Source organism: Serratia proteamaculans, assembly GCF_949794035.1.
GTDB classification, from domain to species: Bacteria; Pseudomonadota; Gammaproteobacteria; order Enterobacterales; family Enterobacteriaceae; genus Serratia; species Serratia proteamaculans.
This window is the reverse complement of sequence record NZ_OX461105.1, coordinates 855,833-876,800: the sequence shown is the minus strand read 5'-3', so window position 1 is coordinate 876,800 and position 20,968 is coordinate 855,833. Positions and strand designations below refer to the sequence as shown.

The window sequence follows — 20,968 nt, the reverse complement described above, 5'->3', positions numbered from 1 at the left end:
GTTATTGAGCTATTATAAGTCATATAACTTGATGCAGTCGAAAGAGGGATTCAACTATGATGCACTGTCCACTTTGCGGTAGCGTGGCCCATACTCGCTCCAGTCGGTACCTGAGTGAAGCGACCAAAGAGCGCTATCACCAATGCCAGAACATTAACTGTAGCTGCACCTTCGCCACGCATGAGTCCGTCGCGCGAGTGATTGTAAAGCCTGGCGATATTATTCCGGCTCAGCCGCACCCGGAAAAAGCCAAGCCGCGCGCCGCCGCGCTGTAATGCAAAGAGCCTGCCTCCGCAGGCTTTTTTATGCCTGTCGTAACTTACTTTTACAAGAATAAAATCTTGCAAATACGACTATTGGATTTTAAGCATAAAAAAAAGGGGTCGGCATATTGCCAACCCCTTCACAGTTATTAACTTTTGGATGCAGCGTTAGCCGACGCGGTTCAGACGCTCTTTGATACGAGCAGACTTACCAGTACGCTCACGCAGATAGTACAGTTTGGCTTTACGAACGGCACCACGACGTTTAACAGCAATGCTGTCAATTACTGGTGAGTGAGTCTGGAATACACGCTCAACACCTTCGCCGTTGGAAATCTTACGAACAGTGAATGCAGAGTGCAGACCGCGGTTACGGATAGCGATAACCACGCCCTCGAATGCCTGCAGACGTTTTTTGCTACCTTCAACGACCCATACCTTCACTTCCACGGAATCACCCGGACGGAATGCAGGTACGTCTTGCTTCATCTGCTCTTGTTCAATTTGCTTAATAATGTTGCTCATAATATGTCTCTTACCCTAGGTAAACTGATATATCGGTCCCGTCGAGCCAATTGCTCAGACGTTCCCTTCATAGTCCTGCTACTTGGTCTGATGTTCCCGTTGGAACTCAGCCAGCAACACCGCTTGCTCGTCAGTCAGAGCTAGGCTTTCCAGAAGTTCAGGTCTTCTAAGCCAGGTACGGCCCAGCGACTGCTTTAAGCGCCAGCGACGTATCTCGGCATGGTTGCCCGACAGTAGAACTGGCGGAACCTCCATCCCTTCCAACACCTCAGGACGGGTATAGTGCGGGCAGTCCAGCAATCCATCGGCAAAAGAATCCTCTTCTGCTGAAGCCTGATGGCCCAGCACACCCGGTATAAAGCGGGCGACTGAATCGATCAGGGTCATTGCCGGCAGTTCCCCGCCGCTGAGAACGTAATCGCCGATTGACCATTCTTCATCAATTTCGGTTTGGATTACGCGCTCGTCTACCCCTTCATAGCGACCGCACACCAGAATCATCTTCGGGTTGGCCGCCAGTTCGCACACGCCAGTTTGATCCAGCTTGCGCCCCTGAGGTGACAGATAAATCACCTTTGCTCCCTCGCCTGCCGCTGCTTTTGCTGCATGAATAGCTTCCCGCAAGGGTTGCACCATCATCAACATTCCCGGGCCGCCGCCATAAGGGCGCTCGTCCACGGTACGATGCCGGTCGTAGGTGAAGTCACGTGGACTCCAACACTGCACGCTCAGCAGGCCATTTTTTACTGCCCGGCCAGTCACCCCGTAATCGGTGATCGCGCGGAACATCTCAGGAAACAGGCTTACAATACCAATGAACACAAGCCAATCCCCATACTGTCATTCCACTTGTTTCGACCGTTTAATTCGGAGGTCAAAAACCAGGATCCCAATCTGCTTCAATCACGCGAGCAGTGAGATCGACTTTCTTGATAACCTGCCCATGAAGAAACGGGACCAACCGCTCCTTCATGCCGAATGCATCTTTCAGGTTAGCTTTAACAACCAACACATCGTTCGAACCGGTTTCCATCATATCGATGACTTTACCCAGTTCGTAGCCGGTGGTTGTGACTACCTGGCAGCCCATAAGGTCTTTCCAGTAGTAATCATCACCCACCAACTCAGGAAGTTGTTCCGAATCCACCAGGATCTCGCGATTGGTCAGTAGATTCGCAGCATCCCGATCGTCAACGCCTTTGACTTTGATGATCAGGTCCTGACTGTGGCGCTTCCAGTCTTCCAACTCGACAAGCTGCCATTGACCCGCCTGCTGGATAAACCACGGCTGATAGTCAAAAATGCTTTCGGCGTTCTCGGTGGATGAAAATACTCTGAGCCAACCACGGATGCCGTAAGTAGACCCCATTTTACCGAGTACAATCGGCTGCTTAGGTGCTACCGGTTTGAGTTGCTTGCTCATTGCCACCACCGCGACAGATTAAGCTGCTTTCTTAGCGTCTTTGATCAGCGCGTGAACGCGATCAGAAACAGTTGCACCCAGGCCGACCCAATGTTCGATGCGGTCCAGGTCCAGACGCAGTGCTTCAGCCTGACCAGATGCGATCGGGTTGAAGAAGCCTACGCGCTCGATGAAACGACCATCACGAGCATTGCGGCTGTCGGTCACTACTACTTGATAGAACGGACGCTTTTTTGCGCCGCCACGTGCCAAACGAATTGTTACCATAACATCCTCTTTAGTTAATAAAACAGCCGGGCCCCATTGAGGGAACGGGGCCCGGTTGCAATATAAAAAGCCCGAAAATTTTACTCATTTTGGCGCAAAAAGCAATCGAAAGCGTAGATCGTCGTCAACTACTTTTTATAGCCAGTAATATTTCGGGCGGTTTTCACCGCGAACGGCAAATGCTTAAACGCGCTCACCCCAGAGGGCAAGCGGCTGTCAGCGGCCTGGGAAGCCCGGCGGCATCATACCTTTCATGCCGCGCATCATCTTCGCCATTCCGCCTTTCTTCATCTTTTTCATCATGCGTTGCATATCGTCGAACTGCTTTAACAAGCGGTTAACATCTTGCACCTGCATGCCGGAACCCACCGCAATACGACGCTTGCGCGAACCTTTGATGATTTCCGGTTTGGCGCGCTCTTTGAGCGTCATCGAGTTGATCATCGCCTCCATACGCACCAAAACCTTGTCGTCCATCTGCGATTTCACATTGTCCGGCAGTTGGCCGGCACCGGGCAGTTTACTCAGCATGTTGGCCATGCCGCCCATGTTACGCATCTGCTTCAGCTGCTCCAGGAAGTCGGTCAGATCGAAACCGTCACCCTTCTTCAGCTTGTTAGCCAGTTTTTCCGCCTGTTCACGGTCAACTTTGCTTTCGATATCTTCGATCAGCGACAGCACGTCGCCCATGCCGAGAATACGCGATGCTACGCGGTCCGGATGGAATGGCTCCAGCGCTTCGGTTTTCTCGCCGACACCGAGGAACTTGATCGGCTTGCCGGTAATGTGACGGATGGATAACGCAGCACCGCCGCGCGCATCACCGTCCACTTTGGTCAGCACCACACCGGTCAGCGGCAGCGCTTCGTTAAAGGCCTTGGCGGTGTTGGCCGCATCCTGGCCGGTCATGGCGTCGACCACAAACAGGGTTTCCACCGGCTTAATCGCCGCGTGCACCTGCTTGATCTCGTCCATCATCGCTTCATCAACGTGCAAACGGCCGGCGGTATCGACGATCAGCACATCGTAGAACTTCAGCTTGGCCTGTTGCAGCGCACGGTTAACGATATCGATCGGCTTTTCTTTAACATCGGACGGGAAAAAGTCGATGCCGACACTCTCCGCCAACGTTTCCAACTGTTTGATCGCCGCTGGGCGATAAACGTCGGCAGAAACCACCAACACTTTTTTCTTCTGTTTTTCTTTCAGGAACTTGCCGAGCTTGGCGACGCTGGTGGTTTTACCGGCGCCCTGCAGGCCCGCCATCAGCACCACGGCCGGCGGTTGTGCCGCCAGGTTCAGCTCGGTGTTCACTTCGCCCATCGCGGCAATCAGCTCGTTCTTGACGATTTTGACGAACTCTTGCCCCGGCGTCAGGCTTTTGTTGACTTCATGACCTACCGCGCTCTCTTTTACGCAGTTGATAAAGTCCCGCACCACCGGCAGCGCAACGTCCGCTTCCAGCAATGCCATACGCACTTCACGCAGGGTTTCTTTGATATTTTCTTCGGTCAGCCGCCCACGGCCGCTGATATTGCGCAGGGTGCGCGACAAACGATCGGTTAAATTTTCAAACATCGTCTCTTGCTCAACGTGTAATAACAGGCCGCTCTGGCGACATAATTACGGCGATGATAACACGAAGCGAAAAGGATCTCTGCCTCAGCGTTGGAGATCGGTTGGAGTGGGACGCGCTCGACGCTATACTGACAATCCCATTCACCACGCCGAAGCAAAATTAAACGCTATGCCAGTTTTCTCCATTGTGGCTTTGATCGCCTACCTGCTCAGCCTTGGACTGATTATTCCCAGCTTGTTGCGGAAGAATAGCGCATACCGTCGGCTTGCTCTCGTCTCAGCAGTGGTGGCGCTGGTTTGCCACGCCATCGCACTGCAGCAACGTATTTTTGATGTCAGCGCCGGGCAAAACCTCAGCTTGCTGAACATCGGCTCGATAGTCAGCCTGATCATCTGTTCGGTCATGACCTTCGTTGCTTCACGTGACCGCGGCTGGTTCCTGCTGCCCATTGTTTACAGCTTCGCGATGATCAATCTGGCCTTCGCCAGCTTTATGCCAGGTGAATTTATTACCCATCTGGAAGCCAGCCCGGAACTGATGGTGCACATTGGCCTGGCGTTGTTTTCCTACGCCACGCTGATTATTGCCGCGCTGTATGCGCTGCAACTGGCCTGGCTGGACTATCTGCTGAAAAACAAAAAGCTGTCGTTCAGCGCCGACATGCCGCCGTTAATGAGCATCGAACGTAAAATGTTCCACATCACCCAGATCGGTGTCGTGCTGCTCACGCTCACGCTGTGCACCGGCCTGCTGTATATGGATAACCTGTTCAGCAAAGAAAACGTGCACAAAGCCGTCCTGTCGATCATGGCATGGTTTGTCTATATCGTTCTGTTGTGGGGCCATTACCATGAAGGCTGGCGTGGCCGCCGTGTCGTGTGGTTCAGCTTTGCCGGCGCCTTTCTGCTGACGCTGGCCTACTTCGGCAGCCGTCTGATCCAACAAGTGATGGTTCGCTAAGCCCTCAGGCTATCTTTCTCCATACATAAGGAATACCGCGTTGGAGCACGTTTCGACAGGAACCCTGATCATTGTCCTGGTGGTTATGATCGTGGTTTCCGCTTACTTTTCAGCATCCGAAACCGGCATGATGACGCTAAACCGCTATCGTCTCCGTCATCTTTCCAAGCAGGGCAACCGCTCTGCCCGCCGGGTCGAGAGGCTACTGAAAAAACCGGATCGGTTGATTGGCCTGGTGCTGATCGGCAATAACCTGGTCAACATTCTGGCCTCCGCGCTGGCAACCATCGTCGGTATGCGTCTGTATGGCGATCTCGGCGTAGCCATCGCCACCGGTATCCTGACGTTTGCCGTGCTGCTGTTCGCCGAAGTGCTGCCAAAAACCTTCGCCGCACTTTATCCAGAGCGCATCGCATTCCCCAGCAGCGTTCTGCTGGCACCGCTGCAGAAGGTCATGTTCCCACTGGTATGGCTGCTCAACGGCATCACCACGCTGGTCTTGCGCCTGTTTGGCATCCATACCAACGTGCGCGTCAGCGACGCCGTCAGCAAAGACGAGCTACGCACTATCGTGAATGAATCCCACTCGCAGATTTCTCGTCGCAATCAGGACATGTTGATTTCAGTGCTGGATCTGGAGAAGGTGACGGTTGACGACATCATGGTGCCCCGCAACGAGATCGTCGGCATCGATGTAAACGATGACTGGAAGTCGATCATGCGTCAGCTCACCCACTCACCACACGGCCGCATCGTGCTGTATCGCGGGTCGCTGGACGATGCCATCGGCATGCTGCGGGTGCGTGAAGCCTACCGCCTGATGACCGAGAAAAAAGAGTTCAACAAAGAGAACCTGTTGCGCGCCGCCGATGAGATTTACTACGTGCCGGAAGGCACGCCGCTGAACGTCCAACTGGTGAAATTTCAGCGCAACAAAGAGAAAGTCAGCATCGTGGTAGACGAATACGGCGATATTCAGGGCTTGGTGACGGTCGAAGATATCCTGGAAGAGATCGTCGGTGATTTCACTACCTCGATGTCGCCAACGCTGGCGGAAGAGGTCAATCCGCAGAGCGATGGCTCGGTCCTGATCGACGGCACCGCCAACGTGCGCGAGTTGAACAAGGCATTCAACTGGACACTGCCGGCCACCGATGCACGCACCATTAACGGCATGCTGTTGGAAGAGCTGGAAGAGATCCCTGAGATTGGCACCCGGGTTCGGGTAGGCCATTACGACGTTGATATCCTCGACGTGCAGGACAATATGATCAAACAGGTGCGGGTCACGCCAATAAAATCGCTGCAATCCAGCGTCCAGCAACACTGACCGCCTGCCCGAAAGGAAAAAAGACGCGAACATCGCGTCTTTTTTTATCGCTGTAGCCAGGTGACGAACTAGATGTGCAGTTCCTGCAATTTCTCTTTCGGCAACGCCAGCTCTTCGTTGTGGTTCACTACCACGTCGTGATCAAGAATGTGCTTGGCGATTTCCTGTGCTTCTTCCAGCGAGTGCATGTGGTAAGTCCCGCACTGGAACTCATTCAGCTCAGGAATTTTGCGCTGATCGGTCACTTTCAGCACGTCACTCATCGCGGCTTTCCAGGCATCGGCAACACGCTGCTCTTCCGGCACGCCAATCAGGCTCATGTAGAAGCCGGTACGGCATCCCATTGGGGAGATATCGATAATCTCAACGCCCTGGCCATTCAGATGGTCACGCATAAAGCCGGCAAACAGGTGTTCCAGCGTATGAATGCCGCGTTCAGGCATCACTTCCAGATTCGGACGGCAGAAGCGCAGATCGAATACGGTGATGGTATCGCCATGAGGAGTTTTCATGGTTTTCGCAACGCGGACAGCCGGGGCTGCCATGCGGGTATGGTCTACGGTGAAGCTATCCAGCAGTGGCATTTCGTTACCTCCTCGTAAAAGTGTATTTATTTCGAAACTTTTTTATCTATCCAGGAAACCTTTTCCAACTCAGCGAGTCTGAATATGTGAAAGACGCGCATTTGTTATCATCATCCCTGTCATCAGAGATGCATATTTGGCCACATTGATGTGGCCTTTTTCTTTTTCAGCTCCCGCCATGTTGCTTCAGGAACTCTTCAAAGCTTAGCGTATCACTGGCTTCTATGTTGCGTTGACGCTGCCATGAGGCTTCCTGCTCCTTCGCCAGTTCGGCTTCAGTCAGGATTTCCAACGGCTCTTCCATCAGCATCTGACGGTATTGCTCAGCCAGTTGCAGGCCTACACGACCAGTCCCCTCTTCCTTCATCGCTTTCAGAATACGGGCAGAGAATGTCAGTTCCGGATCGTCAAATGCCGCGACCAGTTCGTCACACACCTGCTGGTACTGGCGATCGCCGGCTTCACTATCCAACACTTCCGCCACGCGGCGCAAATCGTCAAACAGCGCTTTGCCTACTTTTGCCAACGGCTCACGGCTGTCATCACAACCGATGCCAATGGTCTGACCCGGTTTACGCCCTTCGAGGATCACCCGGTTCCAGTTTTTGCGCGTACACAGCAATTCATCGCTGCTCATCTCCGGCGCATCGGCCAGTACACACCACACCAGGAACAGGTCCAGGAAACGCGCCTGCACCGCATCTACGCCGATTGGCGAGAACGGGTTGATATCCAGCGAGCGAACTTCAATGTATTCGATACCGCCCCGTAGCAGCGCATCTGACGGTGTCTCACCGCTTTTAGTCACACGCTTCGGCCGGATCGGCGCATAGAGTTCGTTTTCGATCTGCAGTACGTTACTGTTCAACTGCAGATGACGATCACCGTCTTTCACACCCAACTTGGCAAACTCTTCTGAAGGCGTGACAATCGCCCGCTTCAGGCCTTCAACATAGCTTTGCAGATCGTTGAAGGTGATGCCCAGATTACTTTGCGATTTATTGGTGTAACCCAGATCGCTCAAGCGTAGTGAAGTGGCATACGGCAGATAGCACATACCCTGTTCGGTACGCTCAAACGGCAACGCAGTTTCACGCCCTTTCAGGAACGAAGAACAGATCGCCGGCGATGCGCCGAACAGATACGGGATCACCCAGCCAAAACGATAATAGTTACGGATCAGACGGAAGTAGCCCGCTGAAATCTGCTCCTTACCGCTTTCGGCATCTTTAACACCAGCCCATGCTTGCCAGAATTCCAGCGGCAGGGAGAAATTGTAGTGCACGCCGGAAATGGTCTGCATCAGCGCGCCGTAGCGGTTCTTCAACCCCTCACGGTACAACGTCTTCATGCGGCCAATATTCGACGAGCCGAACTGCGCCAGCTCAATGTCCTGCTCGGCTTCAATAAAGCACGGCATACTGAGCGGCCACATGCGCTCCTCGCCCAGATTACGCGCTACGTGACGATGAATATCACGCAAGAACGTCAGCAGGTGATCGAGGTTGTCGTCAACCGGCGTAATAAACTCTAACAGCGCCTCGGCAAAGTCTGTGGTTATCCAGTGGTGCGTTAATGCCGCCCCCAACTTCTCCGGATGTCCGGTTGTTGCAAGCTTTCCGTCTTCGGTGACACGCAGCGTTTCACGCTCAATGCCGCGACGAATGCCTTTTAATGCATGGGGATGGGCTTCCAACCAAGAAAGCGCCTGGGATACGTCCGGGATCAAATTGACCTCCCGCTTCTAAAAACAAGAACTCGTAAGCATACTGAATCTGCACCCGAGAGAATATTGAGTTATATTCACGTCGTTAATGCCACCAGGCCATTCCCTGTAACGTTATCATAGTCAAAATGATGTAACGCAGCGCCTTTCCGATACACAGAAACAGCGCGACAGGGCCCCAGGGCATGCGCAGCCAGCCTGCCAACACGCACAACAAATCGCCCACCACCGGCACCCAACTGAGCAACAGCGCAGCCGGGCCAAAGCGTTGCATCCACCCCAGTGCTGTATCCAGCCCTCGCTGTGGTTTCAACGCCGGTAACAGGCGCCCGATAATGACATTGGTCAGCCCACCAAGCGTATTGCCCAACGTCGCGGCCAGCACCAGCAATTCCGGTGAGACACGACTGTTGGTCAGCAAGGCGACCAAAATAATTTCTGAATTTCCCGGCAACAACGTCGCACTGAGAAAGCTGCCGCCGAATAACGACATCACGGCCAGCGTACTACTCACAGCGTGCGGACATCTACCACAGCCATATTGGCGCTTTTCGCCGCCTGGATGCCGAAATCTGCGTCCTCAAACACCACACATTTCTCTGGCGGTACGCCAATCAGTTCGGCGCAACGCAGGAAGGTGTCCGGCTCCGGCTTGTGACGCTGCACGTCGTCAGCACCCACGATCGCATCAAAACAGTGGAACAGGCCCAGATGACGCAGCAGGGTTTCGGCCATACGATGCTCACTGCCGGTACCCACTGCCATCGGGCGGCGGCCATGGTAGGCTTTCACCACCTCGATCAATGGCAAGGGCTGTACGCTGTCCAGCAGCATTGCTTCTACCGCACGGGTTTTCTCTGCAGCCAGATGGTGAGGATCAAGATCGGCCTGATGGCTGGCAATAATCGCCTGGGCAATGCGCCAGGTCGGAGAACCGCTCAACGCCATCACCGCTGGCTCATCAAACGTCATACCGTAACGGGACAACACTTCACGCCACGCCTTACGGTGCGTCGGCTCAGTATCGAGAATGGTGCCGTCCATGTCGAAAATAAGACCCTGATAGCGGTCGTACATCGTTACTCCATGATCGTTGTGGAAAGAAAACTACTTTAGCGTAAAGCCGGAAGGTTGTCGCTGATCGCGTAATAGCGGAATGTGCTGTGCGCAAGAGTAAAGATGGTGGGATTACAGTAGCGTATCGCCGAATGCCAGAAAGCGAAAAACCCGCCAAGGCGGGTTTTTCTTAGATGGTGCATCCAGGAGGATTCGAACCTCCGACCGCTCGGTTCGTAGCCGAGTACTCTATCCAGCTGAGCTATGGATGCATTACTATTTTTGGTTTGTCTGCTTGAAGAAACAAGTTTGACAGAAAGAATGGTGCATCCAGGAGGATTCGAACCTCCGACCGCTCGGTTCGTAGCCGAGTACTCTATCCAGCTGAGCTATGGATGCACAGGAATTCTTTTTTGATACCGTATGGTACGTTGTTACTACCCCACCATACTGCAAAATATGGTGCATCCAGGAGGATTCGAACCTCCGACCGCTCGGTTCGTAGCCGAGTACTCTATCCAGCTGAGCTATGGATGCAAATGGCGGTGAGGCGGGGATTCGAACCCCGGATGCAGCTTTTGACCGCATACTCCCTTAGCAGGGGAGCGCCTTCAGCCTCTCGGCCACCTCACCATACGCTTCTTGCGAATTGTGCCTAACTTGCTTTGGAGAAGCTCATCGGCACTGCGTGGCGCACATATTACTTTCTCCGACTTTTAAGTCAAACAATTTTTCCCATCTCATGCGTGTTTGCACAATTCACGCTCAACATGGGCGATTTCACGTCAAAAAGAGTGTTTTATCAACAGGCAATAACAGTGAATTAGCAAACAAAGCGAAAGAAGCGGCAGAAAGATTTTGCAGGGGAAGTCTGGGAAAGGTCGGTGGCGGGCACAAAAAAGCGCAGTAGCGTCTCGCTGAGCAACGAGACGCTGCTTCGAAATCAGAAAGTCGTCTGTTGAGACTTCTCGGCCTGAATGCGCTGATAGATTTCTTCGCGGTGAACTGACACCTCTTTAGGGGCATTCACACCAATACGAACCTGGTTGCCTTTGACCCCTAACACTGTGACAGTGACCTCATCGCCAATCATGAGGGTTTCACCAACTCGACGAGTCAGAATTAACATTCTTTGCTCCTTGAAAGATTAAAAGAGTCGGGTCTCTCAGTTTCCCCGTCAGTATCCATCATATGCTGCGAAAACGTAAGTCATGTAACCCACAATAAATGTAAGCAGACTTGGTCTCACCTCAGATAATGATAAGTTTAGCCGACCTGAAAAACTTTGTTCCCGTAATTGTAACCAAATTGTGTTAGCACAGTTTAAAAACGCCATAATCAGTAATGAGTTATGGCGTTTGTAAGTGCTATTTATTTATATTCACAGTTTCGAGGCCACCCAGGCTTCTACGCTGTCTAATGCCGCTGGCAGGGCGCTGACATCAGTCCCCCCGGCCTGCGCCATATCAGGGCGTCCGCCCCCTTTGCCGCCAACCTGCTGCGCCACGTTACCGATCAGCTCGCCGGCTTTCACCCGGTCGGTCAAATCTTTGGTCACGCCGGCAATCAGGCTCACCTTATCATCGGCCGTGGTGGCCAGCACGATAATCGCAGAACCCAGTTGATTTTTCAGGTCATCAACCATGGTTCGCAGCATTTTGGCCTCAACGTTATCCAACTGGCTGACCAACAGCTGTACGCCGTTAACCATTTTCGCCTTGCTGGACAATGAAGCGCTTTCTTGCGCCGCCTGCTGGTCCTTCAACTGCTGCAGCTCTTTTTCCAAGGCACGGGTACGATCGAGCACCGCTCGCACTTTGTCCGTCAGGTTATTGCTGTCACCCTTAACCAGATGAGCAACGTCCTGTAACAGATCGTTTTGCTGATGCAAGGTAGCAATCGCCCCTTCACCGGTTACCGCTTCAATACGGCGGATACCGGCGGCGGTGCCAGACTCACTCAGAATGCGGAACAGACCGATATCGCCGGTACGGCTGGCATGGGTGCCGCCACACAGCTCGGTCGAGAAGTCGCCCATGGTCAGTACGCGCACGTTGTCGTCGTACTTCTCACCGAACAGCGCCATAGCGCCCTTCTCTTTGGCATCATCCAACGCCATGACCTCGGTTTGCACCGGCAGGTTACGACGTATCTGCTGGTTTACCAAGTCTTCCACAATGCGAATTTGCTCCGGCTTCATCGCTTCAAAATGCGAGAAGTCAAAACGCAGGTATTTATCGTTAACCAACGAGCCTTTCTGCGCCACGTGCTCGCCCAGCGTCTGACGCAGTGCAGCGTGCAGCAGGTGGGTCGCGGAGTGGTTCAGACGAATGCGGTTGCGGCGAACAGTGTCGATTTGCGCATCAACGCGGTCATTCACTTTCAGCGAACCCTGAGACAACTTGCCCTGATGGCCGATCGCCTGACCGTATTTCTGGGTATCGCTCACCACAAAATCAGCGCCGGCGGCTTTCAGCACGCCTTTATCGCCGACCTGGCCACCGGACTCACCGTAGAATGGGGTCTCGTCCAGTACCACCACGGCTTCTTCACCGGCGTGGATCTCGTCCACAGGTTGACCATCACGGAACAGCGCGGTCACGGTGGACTGCTGTTGTTCATGGTCATAGCCGCTGAATTGGCTGGCACCATCAACACGGATCATGCTGTTGTAGTCTGCGCCGAAACCGCTGGACTCACGCGCACGACGGCGCTGGGCTTCCATGGCCTGTTCGAAACCGGCTTCATCCACTTTCAGGCCACGTTCACGACACACGTCTGCCGTCAGATCGACCGGGAAACCGTAGGTGTCATACAGTCGGAATGCAGTTTCACCATCCAGGGTATCGCCCTGCAAGTTGGCCAGTTCTTCATCCAGCAGCGTCAAACCACGCTCCAGGGTACGGGCAAACTGATCTTCTTCGGTTTTCAGCACTTGCTCAACCAGTGACTGCTGGCGCTTCAGCTCATCGGCTGCCGGCCCCATCACTTCGATCAATGGTGCGACCAGCTTGTAGAAGAAGGTGTCTTTCGCACCCAGCATGTTGCCATGACGAACCGCGCGGCGAATGATGCGACGCAGCACATAACCACGGCCTTCGTTTGACGGTGTCACACCGTCTGACACCAGGAAGGCGCAAGAACGGATATGGTCGGCAATAACGCGCAGGGATTTGTTATCCAAATCTGTGGCGCCGGTCACCTTGGCCACCGCGGCAATCAGCTTGCTGAACAGGTCGATTTCATAGTTGGAGTTCACATGCTGCAAGACTGCGGCAATACGCTCCAGTCCCATACCGGTATCTACCGAAGGTTTTGGCAGTGGCAGCATGGTACCGTCGGATTGACGGTTGAACTGCATGAATACGAGGTTCCAGATCTCAATGTAGCGATCGCCGTCTTCTTCCGGGCTGCCCGGTGGGCCACCCCAGATATGATCGCCGTGATCGTAGAAAATCTCGGTGCACGGGCCACATGGGCCGGTATCGCCCATCTGCCAGAAGTTGTCGGAAGCAAAGGCGCCGCCTTTATTGTCGCCAATGCGGATAATACGCTCTGCCGGTACGCCAATTTGCTTCTGCCAGATGTCGAAGGCTTCGTCATCGGTTTCATAGACGGTCACCCACAGCCGGTCTTTCGGCAGGTTAAACCAGTTTTCACCGGTCAACAGTTCCCACGCGTAGCTGATGGCATCGTGTTTGAAGTAGTCGCCGAAGCTGAAGTTACCCAGCATTTCGAAGAAGGTGTGGTGACGTGCGGTATAACCGACGTTTTCCAGATCGTTATGCTTGCCGCCCGCACGTACGCAACGCTGTGAGGTAGTGGCTCGGGAATAGGCGCGCTTGTCCAGCCCCAGGAAAACATCTTTAAATTGGTTCATGCCGGCATTGGTAAACAACAATGTCGGATCATTGTCAGGCACCAGGGAGCTGCTTGCTACAACCTGATGGCCCTTACTATGAAAGAAATCGAGAAACGCTTGACGGATCTCAGCGGTGCTCTTGCTCATAATTTTCCCGGAAAGGCTAGAATAACGACACGTGAGCAAGATACGCGACATCCTGACGATGCATCTAACTCACGAACAAAAAGTGGGGATAAGATAAATTTTCTTCAGAGGGAAGTAAAACCCCGTGTGCGTTCATTGCGCAAAATCACGGAAAATTGACTGAATTTCTTCCTGGAAAAAGCCACGATAGAGCAGATAACGCTGCACTTTGGCTTTTTCTTTCCAGTCCGTAGGCAATGAGTCGCCAAATTTACGCTGTGCCACCTGTTTGGCCTGTTCACACCAGTCAATCTCACAGTCCGCCAACGCTGCCTGTGTCAGCTCTTTATCCACGCCTTTTTGCATCAGTTCAGATCGGATGCGCTGCGCACCATAGCCTTTACGGCTGCGGCTACCGATGTAGCTGCGGGCAAAGCGCTCATCGTCCAGCCAGTTATGCTGGTAGCAATAGGCAATCACCTGCTCGATAACGGCAGGATCGATGGGTTCTTCAGGGGGCGGAGCAGAGGACGAGGGAGTTTTGGTGCCAAATCTGGCTTTCGCCATAAATGGCTGCGCCGCAAGTTTGCGGCGCAGTTCAGCTTCACTATGATCGCGTTGCGACAGCAGGCGCATGGCGCGGCTTAGCAAATCATTCATTATTCAAGCCTGATTAATTAACGTTCGTGAACCCTCAATGGTGCTCACGAACGTCAGCAGCGATTAAAACTCTTCGCTGGTTTCAGCTTCATCATCGAAGCCTTCGTTGGTGGCAGCGACCAGTTCGCCGTTGCTGTGCAGCAGCAGTTCACGCAGTCGTTTATCCAACTCAGCAGCCACCGCCGGGTTTTCTTTCAGGAAGTTACAGGCGTTCGCCTTACCCTGACCGATTTTGTCGCCGTTGTAGCTGTACCAGGCGCCGGCTTTCTCGATCATCTTGTGCTTAACGCCCAGATCAACCAGTTCACCGCGGCTGTTGATGCCTTCACCGTACAGGATTTGGAACTCGGCCTGCTTGAACGGCGCAGCGATTTTGTTTTTTACCACTTTTACGCGGGTTTCGCTGCCGACCACTTCATCGCCTTCTTTTACCGCGCCGATACGGCGGATATCCAGACGAACAGAAGCGTAGAATTTCAGTGCGTTACCGCCAGTGGTGGTTTCCGGGTTACCGAACATCACACCGATTTTCATACGGATCTGGTTGATGAAGATCAGCAGCGTGTTGGCGTTTTTCAGGTTACCCGCCAGCTTACGCATCGCCTGGCTCATCATACGCGCCGCCAGGCCCATATGTGAGTCACCGATTTCACCTTCGATTTCCGCTTTTGGCGTCAGCGCCGCTACGGAGTCAACGATGATCACGTCAACCGCGCCAGAGCGGGTTAAGGCATCACAGATTTCCAGCGCTTGCTCACCGGTGTCCGGCTGAGAACACAGCAGGTTGTCGATATCAACACCCAGCTTTTTCGCATAAATCGGATCCAGCGCGTGTTCGGCATCGATGAACGCACAGGTTTTACCCTGGCGCTGTGCCGAAGCGATAACCTGCAGCGTCAGGGTAGTTTTACCTGAAGACTCCGGGCCATAAATCTCAACGATACGGCCCATTGGCAGGCCGCCCGCACCCAGTGCGATATCCAGTGACAGTGAGCCGGTGGAGATCGTTTCTACGTCCATAGAACGGTCTTCACCCAGACGCATGATGGAGCCTTTGCCGAACTGTTTCTCAATCTGGCCCAGTGCCGCAGCTAGCGCCTTTTGCTTGTTCTCATCAATAGCCATTTTTGCTCCTTCGTTACGCAATGTCGGTGTTACCCCACACTGCCACTGATTGTATGTTGTGCAGGAAATGCCACTAATTATACTGTATGGTCATACAGTATCAAGCCTAATTTTACAAAAAATCATCAAGCGCGGTTTGCAGCGCAAAAATCGTCGCCTGAAGCCGCACTGCATCGCGATCGCCGCTAAATTGCTTCTTGTGCGCCACTACCCTTCCGGAGCGGTCGGCAAAGCCAAACCAAACGGTGCCCACCGGTTTTTCCGTACTCTCGCCGTCTGGCCCGGCAATGCCGCTCACCGACAGCGCCAGGCTGGCCCGTGCGGCGTGTAATGCCCCCTGAGCCATCTCACGCACCACCTCTTCGCTCACTGCACCATGGGCTGTCAGGGTGGCTTCTGCCACGCCCAACAATTCATGTTTCGCCGTATTGCTGTAGGTGACAAAGCCACGGTCGAAATAGGCAGAACTCCCGGCAATGTCGGTGATGGCTTTGGCAATGCCGCCGCCAGTGCAGGACTCTGCGCAGGTGATCCACTGGCCGTTGGCCTTCAGTTTTTCGCCCACCGCAATGCTGAGTTTACGCAGTTGATTTTCACTCATAACCTCTCCTTAGCGAATCAGGTATATGCGCCCGATAGTAGCATTTATCAAGCTTGCCTGACGGCGTGATGACAGAAATGCGCGGCGCTTCGCAGGCGAGGCGGTGTTAAGCGGCAAACCAAACTGCTAGTATCGAATGTAATGCTCGGGTTAACGGGCGGTGTTTTGCACGAGGGATCTCACCGGGTTGCGTTTGCCACCGGCAGGGTCAGCCCCAGGGCAAACCAGGATAAAAGATTAGGATGATAGAGTGAAAAAAACGTTAGGCGTCTTCTTTCCGTTGTATACCACCACCCTGCTGATGCTGCTGGGTTCAGGGTTGCTCACCACTTACGTCTCCCTGCGTTTAACCTCTATCCACGTGACCGGTGCGCTGATCGGCGCCATTATCGCCGCCAACTACATCGGCCTGGTGATCGGCGGCAAAGTCGGCCATTTTCTGATTGCCCGCGTCGGTCATATCCGCGCCTACGTTTCCTGCGCCGGTATTATCACCGCCGCGGTGTTGGGACATGGCCTGACGGAATATATTCCCGTGTGGGTGGTGCTGCGGCTGATTATCGGCATGTGCATGATGTGTCAATTCATGGTGCTGGAAAGCTGGCTGAACGATCAGGCGGAATCCAATCAGCGCGGAACGGTTTTCGGCTTTTATATGGCGGCCACCTATCTGGGTATGTCATTGGGTCAGGTGGTGTTAATGCTGCAAAGCAATCTCGGCATCACCACCCTGCTGGTGATCGCCCTGTGCTTTGCACTCTGCCTGGTACCTATCGCCCTCACCACCCGCACCAATGCACGCCATATGTCACCGGCTCCAATGGAGCTACGCTATTTTATCGGGGCCATTCCCAAGGTGCTGGCCACCACGCTGGTGATCGGCATGGTGGTGGGATCTTTCTATGGGCTGGCACCGGTATACGCGAGCCTGCAATCGCTGACTACTCAGCAGACCGGCTTGTTTATGGCGATAGCCATCTTCGCCGGGCTGGTAGCGCAGTTCCCGCTTAGTTGGCTGTCAGACCGCTACAACCGCACACTGCTGATGCGCATCAACGCCATTTTATTGATCGTCGCCGCCCTGCCGCTGGCGCTGGTGCCGCACATTGATTTTCCGGTGTTGCTGGTGGTGGGCTTTATCGTCAGCATGCTGCAGTTCACGCTGTATCCGCTGGTGGTCGCCCTGGCGAACGATTTGATTGAACCGGAACGACGCGTATCCCTGGCCGCCTGTTTGCTGATGGCCTTCGGCGTAGGTGCCAGTATCGGCCCATTGGCAGTCGGCTCGCTGATTGAGCCACTGGGCGGCAATATTCTGTATGCCTTCTTCTCGCTTTGCGGTCTGCTGCTGGTGGGCTTCAGTCGGACGGTAAAACAGGACGAATCGCAGTTTGTGCAGGATGCGCCCTTGCCGCATATTCCCCTGCCGGACAGCCTGACCAGTTCCCCGCTTTCTCCGGCGCTGAACCCAACCTTCGATGAGCAGATCATCCATGACACCATGCCGCCGCCGGAAGCGGCACCGGATCCGGTCGAGCCACAGACCAGTGAAACGTCGGGGGAAGAAGACGCAGAGACACCGGTCCCGCAGGGCGCCGATCCTGATGAGGATACCGGGCTGAAAAAGGCCCACTCGATGCTTTAAGCGGGCCATTTTTATGATGCTACGTCGGGGTCTTCACAGATCCAGGAAGGATCCCAGACGGTAGCCGCGCTCCGCAATCATGTTTTTAATGCCTGGCGATGTCAAAACATCCACTTCGGCCAGGCGCGGGTAGCAATACTTGCTCGCCAATATCGTTTTATCCAAAAACGCCGGGTGACACATCATCTCCACCGACTGGGCACCGCGTTGATCGGTGCGCTCAAGCACCTGTAAAAACAGCGCCTCGGATATCTCCTCACCATAAAAGCCCGCATCAAACCATTCGGTGCTGCGACCATAGCGCAGTGGAATGTCTTGCCGTGCGACTTCTTCGCGGCCGATGCGCAGCGGGATGGATTTGGTCTGGGCAAAGGCCTCCACCAGCGGAAAAATCTGCGGCAGCATGTGCACGTGATGGTGGCTGTCGATATGCGTCGGCGCTTTACCAAACACGGCCACGAATTTGTCGTATTGGCTCACCAACTCATCGTGGATTTCGTTCAGGTCCAACAGCGCAGATTCCGCGCGTTCCCATAACCACTTGCCCAGCTCCCCACGCTCGTTGACCAGCGACGGCATGGCGGTCAGGGGATGCCCGTGGGTCAGTACAAAGTGCAGGCCAATCTGCAGCCCGGGATAAAGCTGGCTGAGCCTGGCCGCATGGTGCACATCCGCGCTATTGACCATGGCCGTGGTCGAAGAAACAACCCCAGAGTGAAACGCCTCGATAACGCCGTAGTTCTGGCCCTTGCTCAGGCCAAAATCGTCGGCATTCACTATCAGTAACTTGTCCATTGTGGGCATCCATTTAACAAATTTTTGGCAAGGGAATACCGTCCGTCAGGTACGGCAATTCCCCTTCGCTTAAGCAAAGAAATTTATCGCATCAGGCTATTGGCGGCCTGAAAGGCATTCGGAATATCGGCGTTAATGCTTATCGGGAGCGGCCCTAAATAGGGCCGTAGAACTTTTTTCGGTAATTACCCGGCGTCACTTCAGTGAGTCTTTTAAAGTTTTTAATAAACAGGCTCACGTCACCATAGCCCGAGTCAAAGGCAATATCCGAGACCGAATAGTTGGTGACCTCAAGCTGGGTTTTGGCGAAGTTGATGCGGATTTCATTGATCACCTGCATCGGGGTTTTATGGTAATAACGCCGCATTGCCCGGGTCAGGTACTCCTGCGTTTTCCCCGACAGCTCTACCATATTAAGCAATGCCTTTTCACCAAACATCGCCTTATCATGCATCCCCGCCAGGGTGTTCTTCAGCCACTGAGGAATGTCATCCCCCTCGCCACTCTCTTCCTTATAATGACGAATGCGGCTGATGATATAAAAGGTCAGCGTTTCCAGAAACTCGGCAAAATCATCCTCACGAAACTGCGGTGAACTGACCACCGACTCGATATAAGCCAGGAACTCGTTCTTCAGGCTATAGGCCTGAGAGGCGACAAAACAACGAGGTAACTGCTGCAAATAGTTCTCTTCAAAGAAAACCTTGCCGACCGCCACGTTAAAGATTTTCGCGGCGCCGAATTCATAGAAGCTTTGGTGACGCGAGCCAATGGGGATAAACACAAAATCCCCCCGCTCCAGCAGCACCCGCTTGCCGTTAATCTCCTGATAGCATTTGCCGCTCAGGACGATGGTGAATTCGTAATAGTCATGCTGATGCAGCCCGGTGGCGCTCTCCACCTTGTTATAGATAAACAGATGGAAATCTTTGCAGTTAAAAAAATCCTGCTCCCGAATCAGCTTAACGTCGTTCGCATTCAGCGAAACCAGGTTCTCAGACACCGCGCGCGCTCCCATTAGTCAAAGCCGTTTTGTCTGGCCGTCTCAGCAAACCAATAGCCGCTCTTTTTGATCGTGCGCCGTTGGCTTTCCCGCTCCAGTCGAACCAACCCGTAGCGATTCTTGTAGGCATTAAGCCAGGACCAGCAGTCAATAAAGGTCCATAAATGGTAGCCTTTACAGTTAGCCCCCTCGGACAACGCCTGATGCAGCCATTTCAGGTGGTCGCGAATAAAGTCGATGCGATAATCATCCTCTACCCGCCCACTGGCACCAATAAAGGCCTCTTCACCCTCTACACCCATGCCGTTTTCTGAAATATAGCAGGGAATATTGCCGTAGTTCTCCTTCAAGTCCATCAGGATGTCATACAGGCCTTTTTCATAGATTTCCCAACCGCGATGCGGGTTAATCTTGCGGCCCGGCATCTCGTAAAAGCTGAACAAATCTTCCGGCATCGTCACCGGGTCACTGGCCTGATAGCCGGACTTGGCTTTAACTCTGCGCGGTTGATAGTAATTGACGCCCAGAATATCCACCACCCCATCGGCAATCAGCTGCGCGTCTTCCGGTGCTGTCTGCGGCAACAAATCATTGGCCCGCAGTAAATTCACCAGATCTTCCGGATAGCGGCCCTTGGTCACCGGATCGAGGAAACTTTTATTCAACAGCAGATCCGCATAGTGGGCGGCAATGCCGTCTTCCTGGCTGTCCGAACGCGGATAAGTCGGGCTCAGGTTCAGGATAATCCCGATGCTGCCCTGATTCCCCAGCGCTCTGAATTCGTTCACCGCTTTGGCATGGGCCAAAACGCTGTGGTAAGCCACCGCGATCGCCCTTTTGAAATCAACCACACAAGGATAATGCAGGTCATTCAGATACCCGGCTTCGACCGGGACAATCGGCTCATTGAAGGTGAACCAATGGCTGACTCTGTCGCCGAACAGGCTGAAACAGGTTTTGGCATAGCGGGCGTAGGCTTCCACCACCGTCCGGCTTTCCCAGCCGCCCTGTTGCTGCATGCACAGCGGCATATCGAAATGGTAAAGATTGATAAATGGCGTGATGCCCTGGGCTAGCAGGCTGTCGATCATCGCATTATAGAAAGCGACCGCTTTCGGGTTCACTTCGCCATCCCCCTGCGGGATCAACCGCGACCAGGAGATGGAAGTCCTGAAGCTATTATGGCCAAGGGTCTTTAACAACAGGACATCTTGCTGGAAATGGTCATAAAAGGTGGAGGTCTCGGACGGGCCAACCTGATGATGAAAGCGTTCTGGCGCAATCTCATACCAGTAATCGAAGATGTTCTGGCTTTTGCCATCCCGGGCTGCTGCCCCTTCCGACTGCGGCGCAGAGGTGGCACTTCCCCACCAGAAATCGTCAGCAAATTGATATTTCATCCGAAGGCTCCCTAAAACCGGGGCAGCAAGCGCTGCCC

20 protein-coding genes, 4 tRNA genes and 1 pseudogene are annotated in these 20,968 nt (G+C 53.7%); 4 read left to right on the top strand and 21 right to left on the bottom strand.

Features of this window, described 5'->3' with window-relative positions; all coding sequences use genetic code 11:
* Positions 1 to 56: 56 nt before the first annotated feature.
* Complete coding sequence (locus tag QOT07_RS03995) at positions 57 to 275, top strand: ogr/Delta-like zinc finger family protein (protein WP_017891661.1); 219 nt, start codon at positions 57 to 59, stop codon at positions 273 to 275.
* Positions 276 to 431: 156 nt separating this feature from the next.
* Here the strand turns inward: QOT07_RS03995 and rplS are convergent, their stop codons facing one another.
* The 5 genes and pseudogenes from rplS to ffh all read right to left on the bottom strand — a co-directional run bounded on the left by rplS (position 432) and on the right by ffh (position 4,056).
* Positions 432 to 788: a 50S ribosomal protein L19 gene (gene rplS, locus QOT07_RS03990; protein ID WP_012005300.1), complete on the bottom strand. Its 357-nt coding sequence runs from the start codon at positions 786 to 788 to the stop codon at positions 432 to 434.
* Between the two features lie 78 nt (positions 789 to 866).
* Positions 867 to 1,624 (bottom strand): annotated as a pseudogene (gene trmD, locus QOT07_RS03985) (tRNA (guanosine(37)-N1)-methyltransferase TrmD).
* Between the two features lie 38 nt (positions 1,625 to 1,662).
* Complete coding sequence (rimM, locus tag QOT07_RS03980; RefSeq protein ID WP_099062806.1) at positions 1,663 to 2,211, bottom strand: ribosome maturation factor RimM; 549 nt, start codon at positions 2,209 to 2,211, stop codon at positions 1,663 to 1,665.
* A gap of 18 nt (positions 2,212 to 2,229) precedes the next feature.
* A complete protein-coding gene (gene rpsP, locus QOT07_RS03975) occupies positions 2,230 to 2,478 on the bottom strand; it encodes a 30S ribosomal protein S16 (protein ID WP_004932501.1) in 249 nt (82 codons plus the stop codon).
* A 216-nt stretch (positions 2,479 to 2,694) separates the two neighbouring features.
* A complete protein-coding gene (gene ffh / locus QOT07_RS03970) occupies positions 2,695 to 4,056 on the bottom strand; it encodes a signal recognition particle protein (protein ID WP_283602593.1) in 1,362 nt (453 codons plus the stop codon).
* Between the two features lie 169 nt (positions 4,057 to 4,225).
* Here ffh and QOT07_RS03965 point away from each other — a divergent pair, with 169 nt between their 5' ends.
* Both QOT07_RS03965 and QOT07_RS03960 read left to right on the top strand, forming a co-directional pair.
* Positions 4,226 to 5,017 carry a cytochrome C assembly family protein gene (locus tag QOT07_RS03965; RefSeq protein ID WP_017891659.1) on the top strand — a complete coding sequence of 264 codons (792 nt, stop codon included), beginning with the start codon at positions 4,226 to 4,228 and terminating at the stop codon, positions 5,015 to 5,017.
* 40 nt (positions 5,018 to 5,057) lie between these two features.
* Complete coding sequence (locus QOT07_RS03960; protein ID WP_219015433.1) at positions 5,058 to 6,347, top strand: HlyC/CorC family transporter; 1,290 nt, start codon at positions 5,058 to 5,060, stop codon at positions 6,345 to 6,347.
* Between the two features lie 68 nt (positions 6,348 to 6,415).
* Here the strand turns inward: QOT07_RS03960 and luxS are convergent, their stop codons facing one another.
* The 13 genes from luxS to pncC all read right to left on the bottom strand — a co-directional run bounded on the left by luxS (position 6,416) and on the right by pncC (position 16,087).
* Positions 6,416 to 6,931, bottom strand: a complete 516-nt coding sequence (gene luxS / locus QOT07_RS03955; RefSeq protein WP_004950350.1) for an S-ribosylhomocysteine lyase — start codon at positions 6,929 to 6,931, stop codon at positions 6,416 to 6,418.
* Between the two features lie 166 nt (positions 6,932 to 7,097).
* Entirely contained in the window at positions 7,098 to 8,660 is a 1,563-nt protein-coding gene (gene gshA, locus QOT07_RS03950; RefSeq protein WP_099062804.1) for a glutamate--cysteine ligase, read from the bottom strand.
* A gap of 82 nt (positions 8,661 to 8,742) precedes the next feature.
* The gene (locus tag QOT07_RS03945) at positions 8,743 to 9,171 is read right to left on the bottom strand and encodes a YqaA family protein (RefSeq protein WP_012005293.1); all 429 of its coding nucleotides are present in this window, start codon (positions 9,169 to 9,171) and stop codon (positions 8,743 to 8,745) included.
* A complete protein-coding gene (gene yqaB / locus QOT07_RS03940; protein WP_099062803.1) occupies positions 9,168 to 9,734 on the bottom strand; it encodes a fructose-1-phosphate/6-phosphogluconate phosphatase in 567 nt (188 codons plus the stop codon). Before yqaB ends, QOT07_RS03945 begins: the two co-directional genes overlap by 4 nt.
* Before the next feature lie 174 nt (positions 9,735 to 9,908).
* Positions 9,909 to 9,985 (bottom strand) — tRNA-Arg (locus QOT07_RS03935).
* A gap of 50 nt (positions 9,986 to 10,035) precedes the next feature.
* Positions 10,036 to 10,112, bottom strand: a tRNA-Arg gene (locus tag QOT07_RS03930).
* Between the two features lie 61 nt (positions 10,113 to 10,173).
* Positions 10,174 to 10,250, bottom strand: a tRNA-Arg gene (locus QOT07_RS03925).
* A 3-nt stretch (positions 10,251 to 10,253) separates the two neighbouring features.
* Positions 10,254 to 10,346, bottom strand: a tRNA-Ser gene (locus QOT07_RS03920).
* Between the two features lie 310 nt (positions 10,347 to 10,656).
* Positions 10,657 to 10,842, bottom strand: a complete 186-nt coding sequence (csrA, locus tag QOT07_RS03915; RefSeq protein ID WP_004950328.1) for a carbon storage regulator CsrA — start codon at positions 10,840 to 10,842, stop codon at positions 10,657 to 10,659.
* Between the two features lie 252 nt (positions 10,843 to 11,094).
* Entirely contained in the window at positions 11,095 to 13,722 is a 2,628-nt protein-coding gene (gene alaS / locus QOT07_RS03910; RefSeq protein ID WP_099062801.1) for an alanine--tRNA ligase, read from the bottom strand.
* 132 nt (positions 13,723 to 13,854) lie between these two features.
* The gene (gene recX / locus QOT07_RS03905) at positions 13,855 to 14,361 is read right to left on the bottom strand and encodes a recombination regulator RecX (protein ID WP_099062800.1); all 507 of its coding nucleotides are present in this window, start codon (positions 14,359 to 14,361) and stop codon (positions 13,855 to 13,857) included.
* A gap of 63 nt (positions 14,362 to 14,424) precedes the next feature.
* Positions 14,425 to 15,486, bottom strand: coding sequence for a recombinase RecA (gene recA, locus QOT07_RS03900; RefSeq protein WP_085120306.1), 1,062 nt, complete (start codon positions 15,484 to 15,486; stop codon positions 14,425 to 14,427).
* A 112-nt stretch (positions 15,487 to 15,598) separates the two neighbouring features.
* Positions 15,599 to 16,087: a nicotinamide-nucleotide amidase gene (gene pncC / locus QOT07_RS03895; protein WP_283602592.1), complete on the bottom strand. Its 489-nt coding sequence runs from the start codon at positions 16,085 to 16,087 to the stop codon at positions 15,599 to 15,601.
* Positions 16,088 to 16,337: 250 nt separating this feature from the next.
* Between pncC and QOT07_RS03890 the strand changes: the two genes are divergently transcribed.
* Positions 16,338 to 17,732, top strand: coding sequence for an MFS transporter (locus tag QOT07_RS03890; protein WP_099062798.1), 1,395 nt, complete (start codon positions 16,338 to 16,340; stop codon positions 17,730 to 17,732).
* 33 nt (positions 17,733 to 17,765) lie between these two features.
* On the opposite strand, the gene chbG is transcribed toward QOT07_RS03890, so the two are convergent.
* From chbG to QOT07_RS03875, 3 genes are all read right to left on the bottom strand, one after another.
* Positions 17,766 to 18,527, bottom strand: coding sequence for a chitin disaccharide deacetylase (gene chbG / locus QOT07_RS03885; protein ID WP_099062797.1), 762 nt, complete (start codon positions 18,525 to 18,527; stop codon positions 17,766 to 17,768).
* A 154-nt stretch (positions 18,528 to 18,681) separates the two neighbouring features.
* A complete protein-coding gene (chbR, locus tag QOT07_RS03880; RefSeq protein ID WP_085120302.1) occupies positions 18,682 to 19,545 on the bottom strand; it encodes a transcriptional regulator ChbR in 864 nt (287 codons plus the stop codon).
* Positions 19,545 to 20,930, bottom strand: a complete 1,386-nt coding sequence (locus QOT07_RS03875; protein ID WP_207979221.1) for a glycoside hydrolase family 1 protein — start codon at positions 20,928 to 20,930, stop codon at positions 19,545 to 19,547. The genes chbR and QOT07_RS03875 overlap by 1 nt, the downstream gene beginning before the upstream one ends.
* Positions 20,931 to 20,968 lie beyond the last annotated feature (38 nt).

Excerpts from the sequence above, each read along its gene's own strand:
- rpsP (WP_004932501.1), bottom strand. The coding sequence starts at position 2,478 with ATGGTAACAATTCGTTTGGCACGTGGCGGCGCAAAAAAGCGTCCGTTC.
- csrA (WP_004950328.1), bottom strand. The coding sequence starts at position 10,842 with ATGTTAATTCTGACTCGTCGAGTTGGTGAAACCCTCATGATTGGCGAT.
- recX (WP_099062800.1), bottom strand. The coding sequence starts at position 14,361 with ATGAATGATTTGCTAAGCCGCGCCATGCGCCTGCTGTCGCAACGCGAT.
- rplS (WP_012005300.1), bottom strand. The coding sequence starts at position 788 with ATGAGCAACATTATTAAGCAAATTGAACAAGAGCAGATGAAGCAAGAC.
- QOT07_RS03875 (WP_207979221.1), bottom strand. The coding sequence starts at position 20,930 with ATGAAATATCAATTTGCTGACGATTTCTGGTGGGGAAGTGCCACCTCT.
- rimM (WP_099062806.1), bottom strand. The coding sequence starts at position 2,211 with ATGAGCAAGCAACTCAAACCGGTAGCACCTAAGCAGCCGATTGTACTC.
- alaS (WP_099062801.1), bottom strand. The coding sequence starts at position 13,722 with ATGAGCAAGAGCACCGCTGAGATCCGTCAAGCGTTTCTCGATTTCTTT.
- QOT07_RS03995 (WP_017891661.1), top strand. The coding sequence starts at position 57 with ATGATGCACTGTCCACTTTGCGGTAGCGTGGCCCATACTCGCTCCAGT.
- ffh (WP_283602593.1), bottom strand. The coding sequence starts at position 4,056 with ATGTTTGAAAATTTAACCGATCGTTTGTCGCGCACCCTGCGCAATATC.
- chbR (WP_085120302.1), bottom strand. The coding sequence starts at position 19,545 with ATGGGAGCGCGCGCGGTGTCTGAGAACCTGGTTTCGCTGAATGCGAAC.
- luxS (WP_004950350.1), bottom strand. The coding sequence starts at position 6,931 with ATGCCACTGCTGGATAGCTTCACCGTAGACCATACCCGCATGGCAGCC.
- yqaB (WP_099062803.1), bottom strand. The coding sequence starts at position 9,734 with ATGTACGACCGCTATCAGGGTCTTATTTTCGACATGGACGGCACCATT.
- pncC (WP_283602592.1), bottom strand. The coding sequence starts at position 16,087 with ATGAGTGAAAATCAACTGCGTAAACTCAGCATTGCGGTGGGCGAAAAA.
- recA (WP_085120306.1), bottom strand. The coding sequence starts at position 15,486 with ATGGCTATTGATGAGAACAAGCAAAAGGCGCTAGCTGCGGCACTGGGC.
- QOT07_RS03965 (WP_017891659.1), top strand. The coding sequence starts at position 4,226 with ATGCCAGTTTTCTCCATTGTGGCTTTGATCGCCTACCTGCTCAGCCTT.
- chbG (WP_099062797.1), bottom strand. The coding sequence starts at position 18,527 with ATGGACAAGTTACTGATAGTGAATGCCGACGATTTTGGCCTGAGCAAG.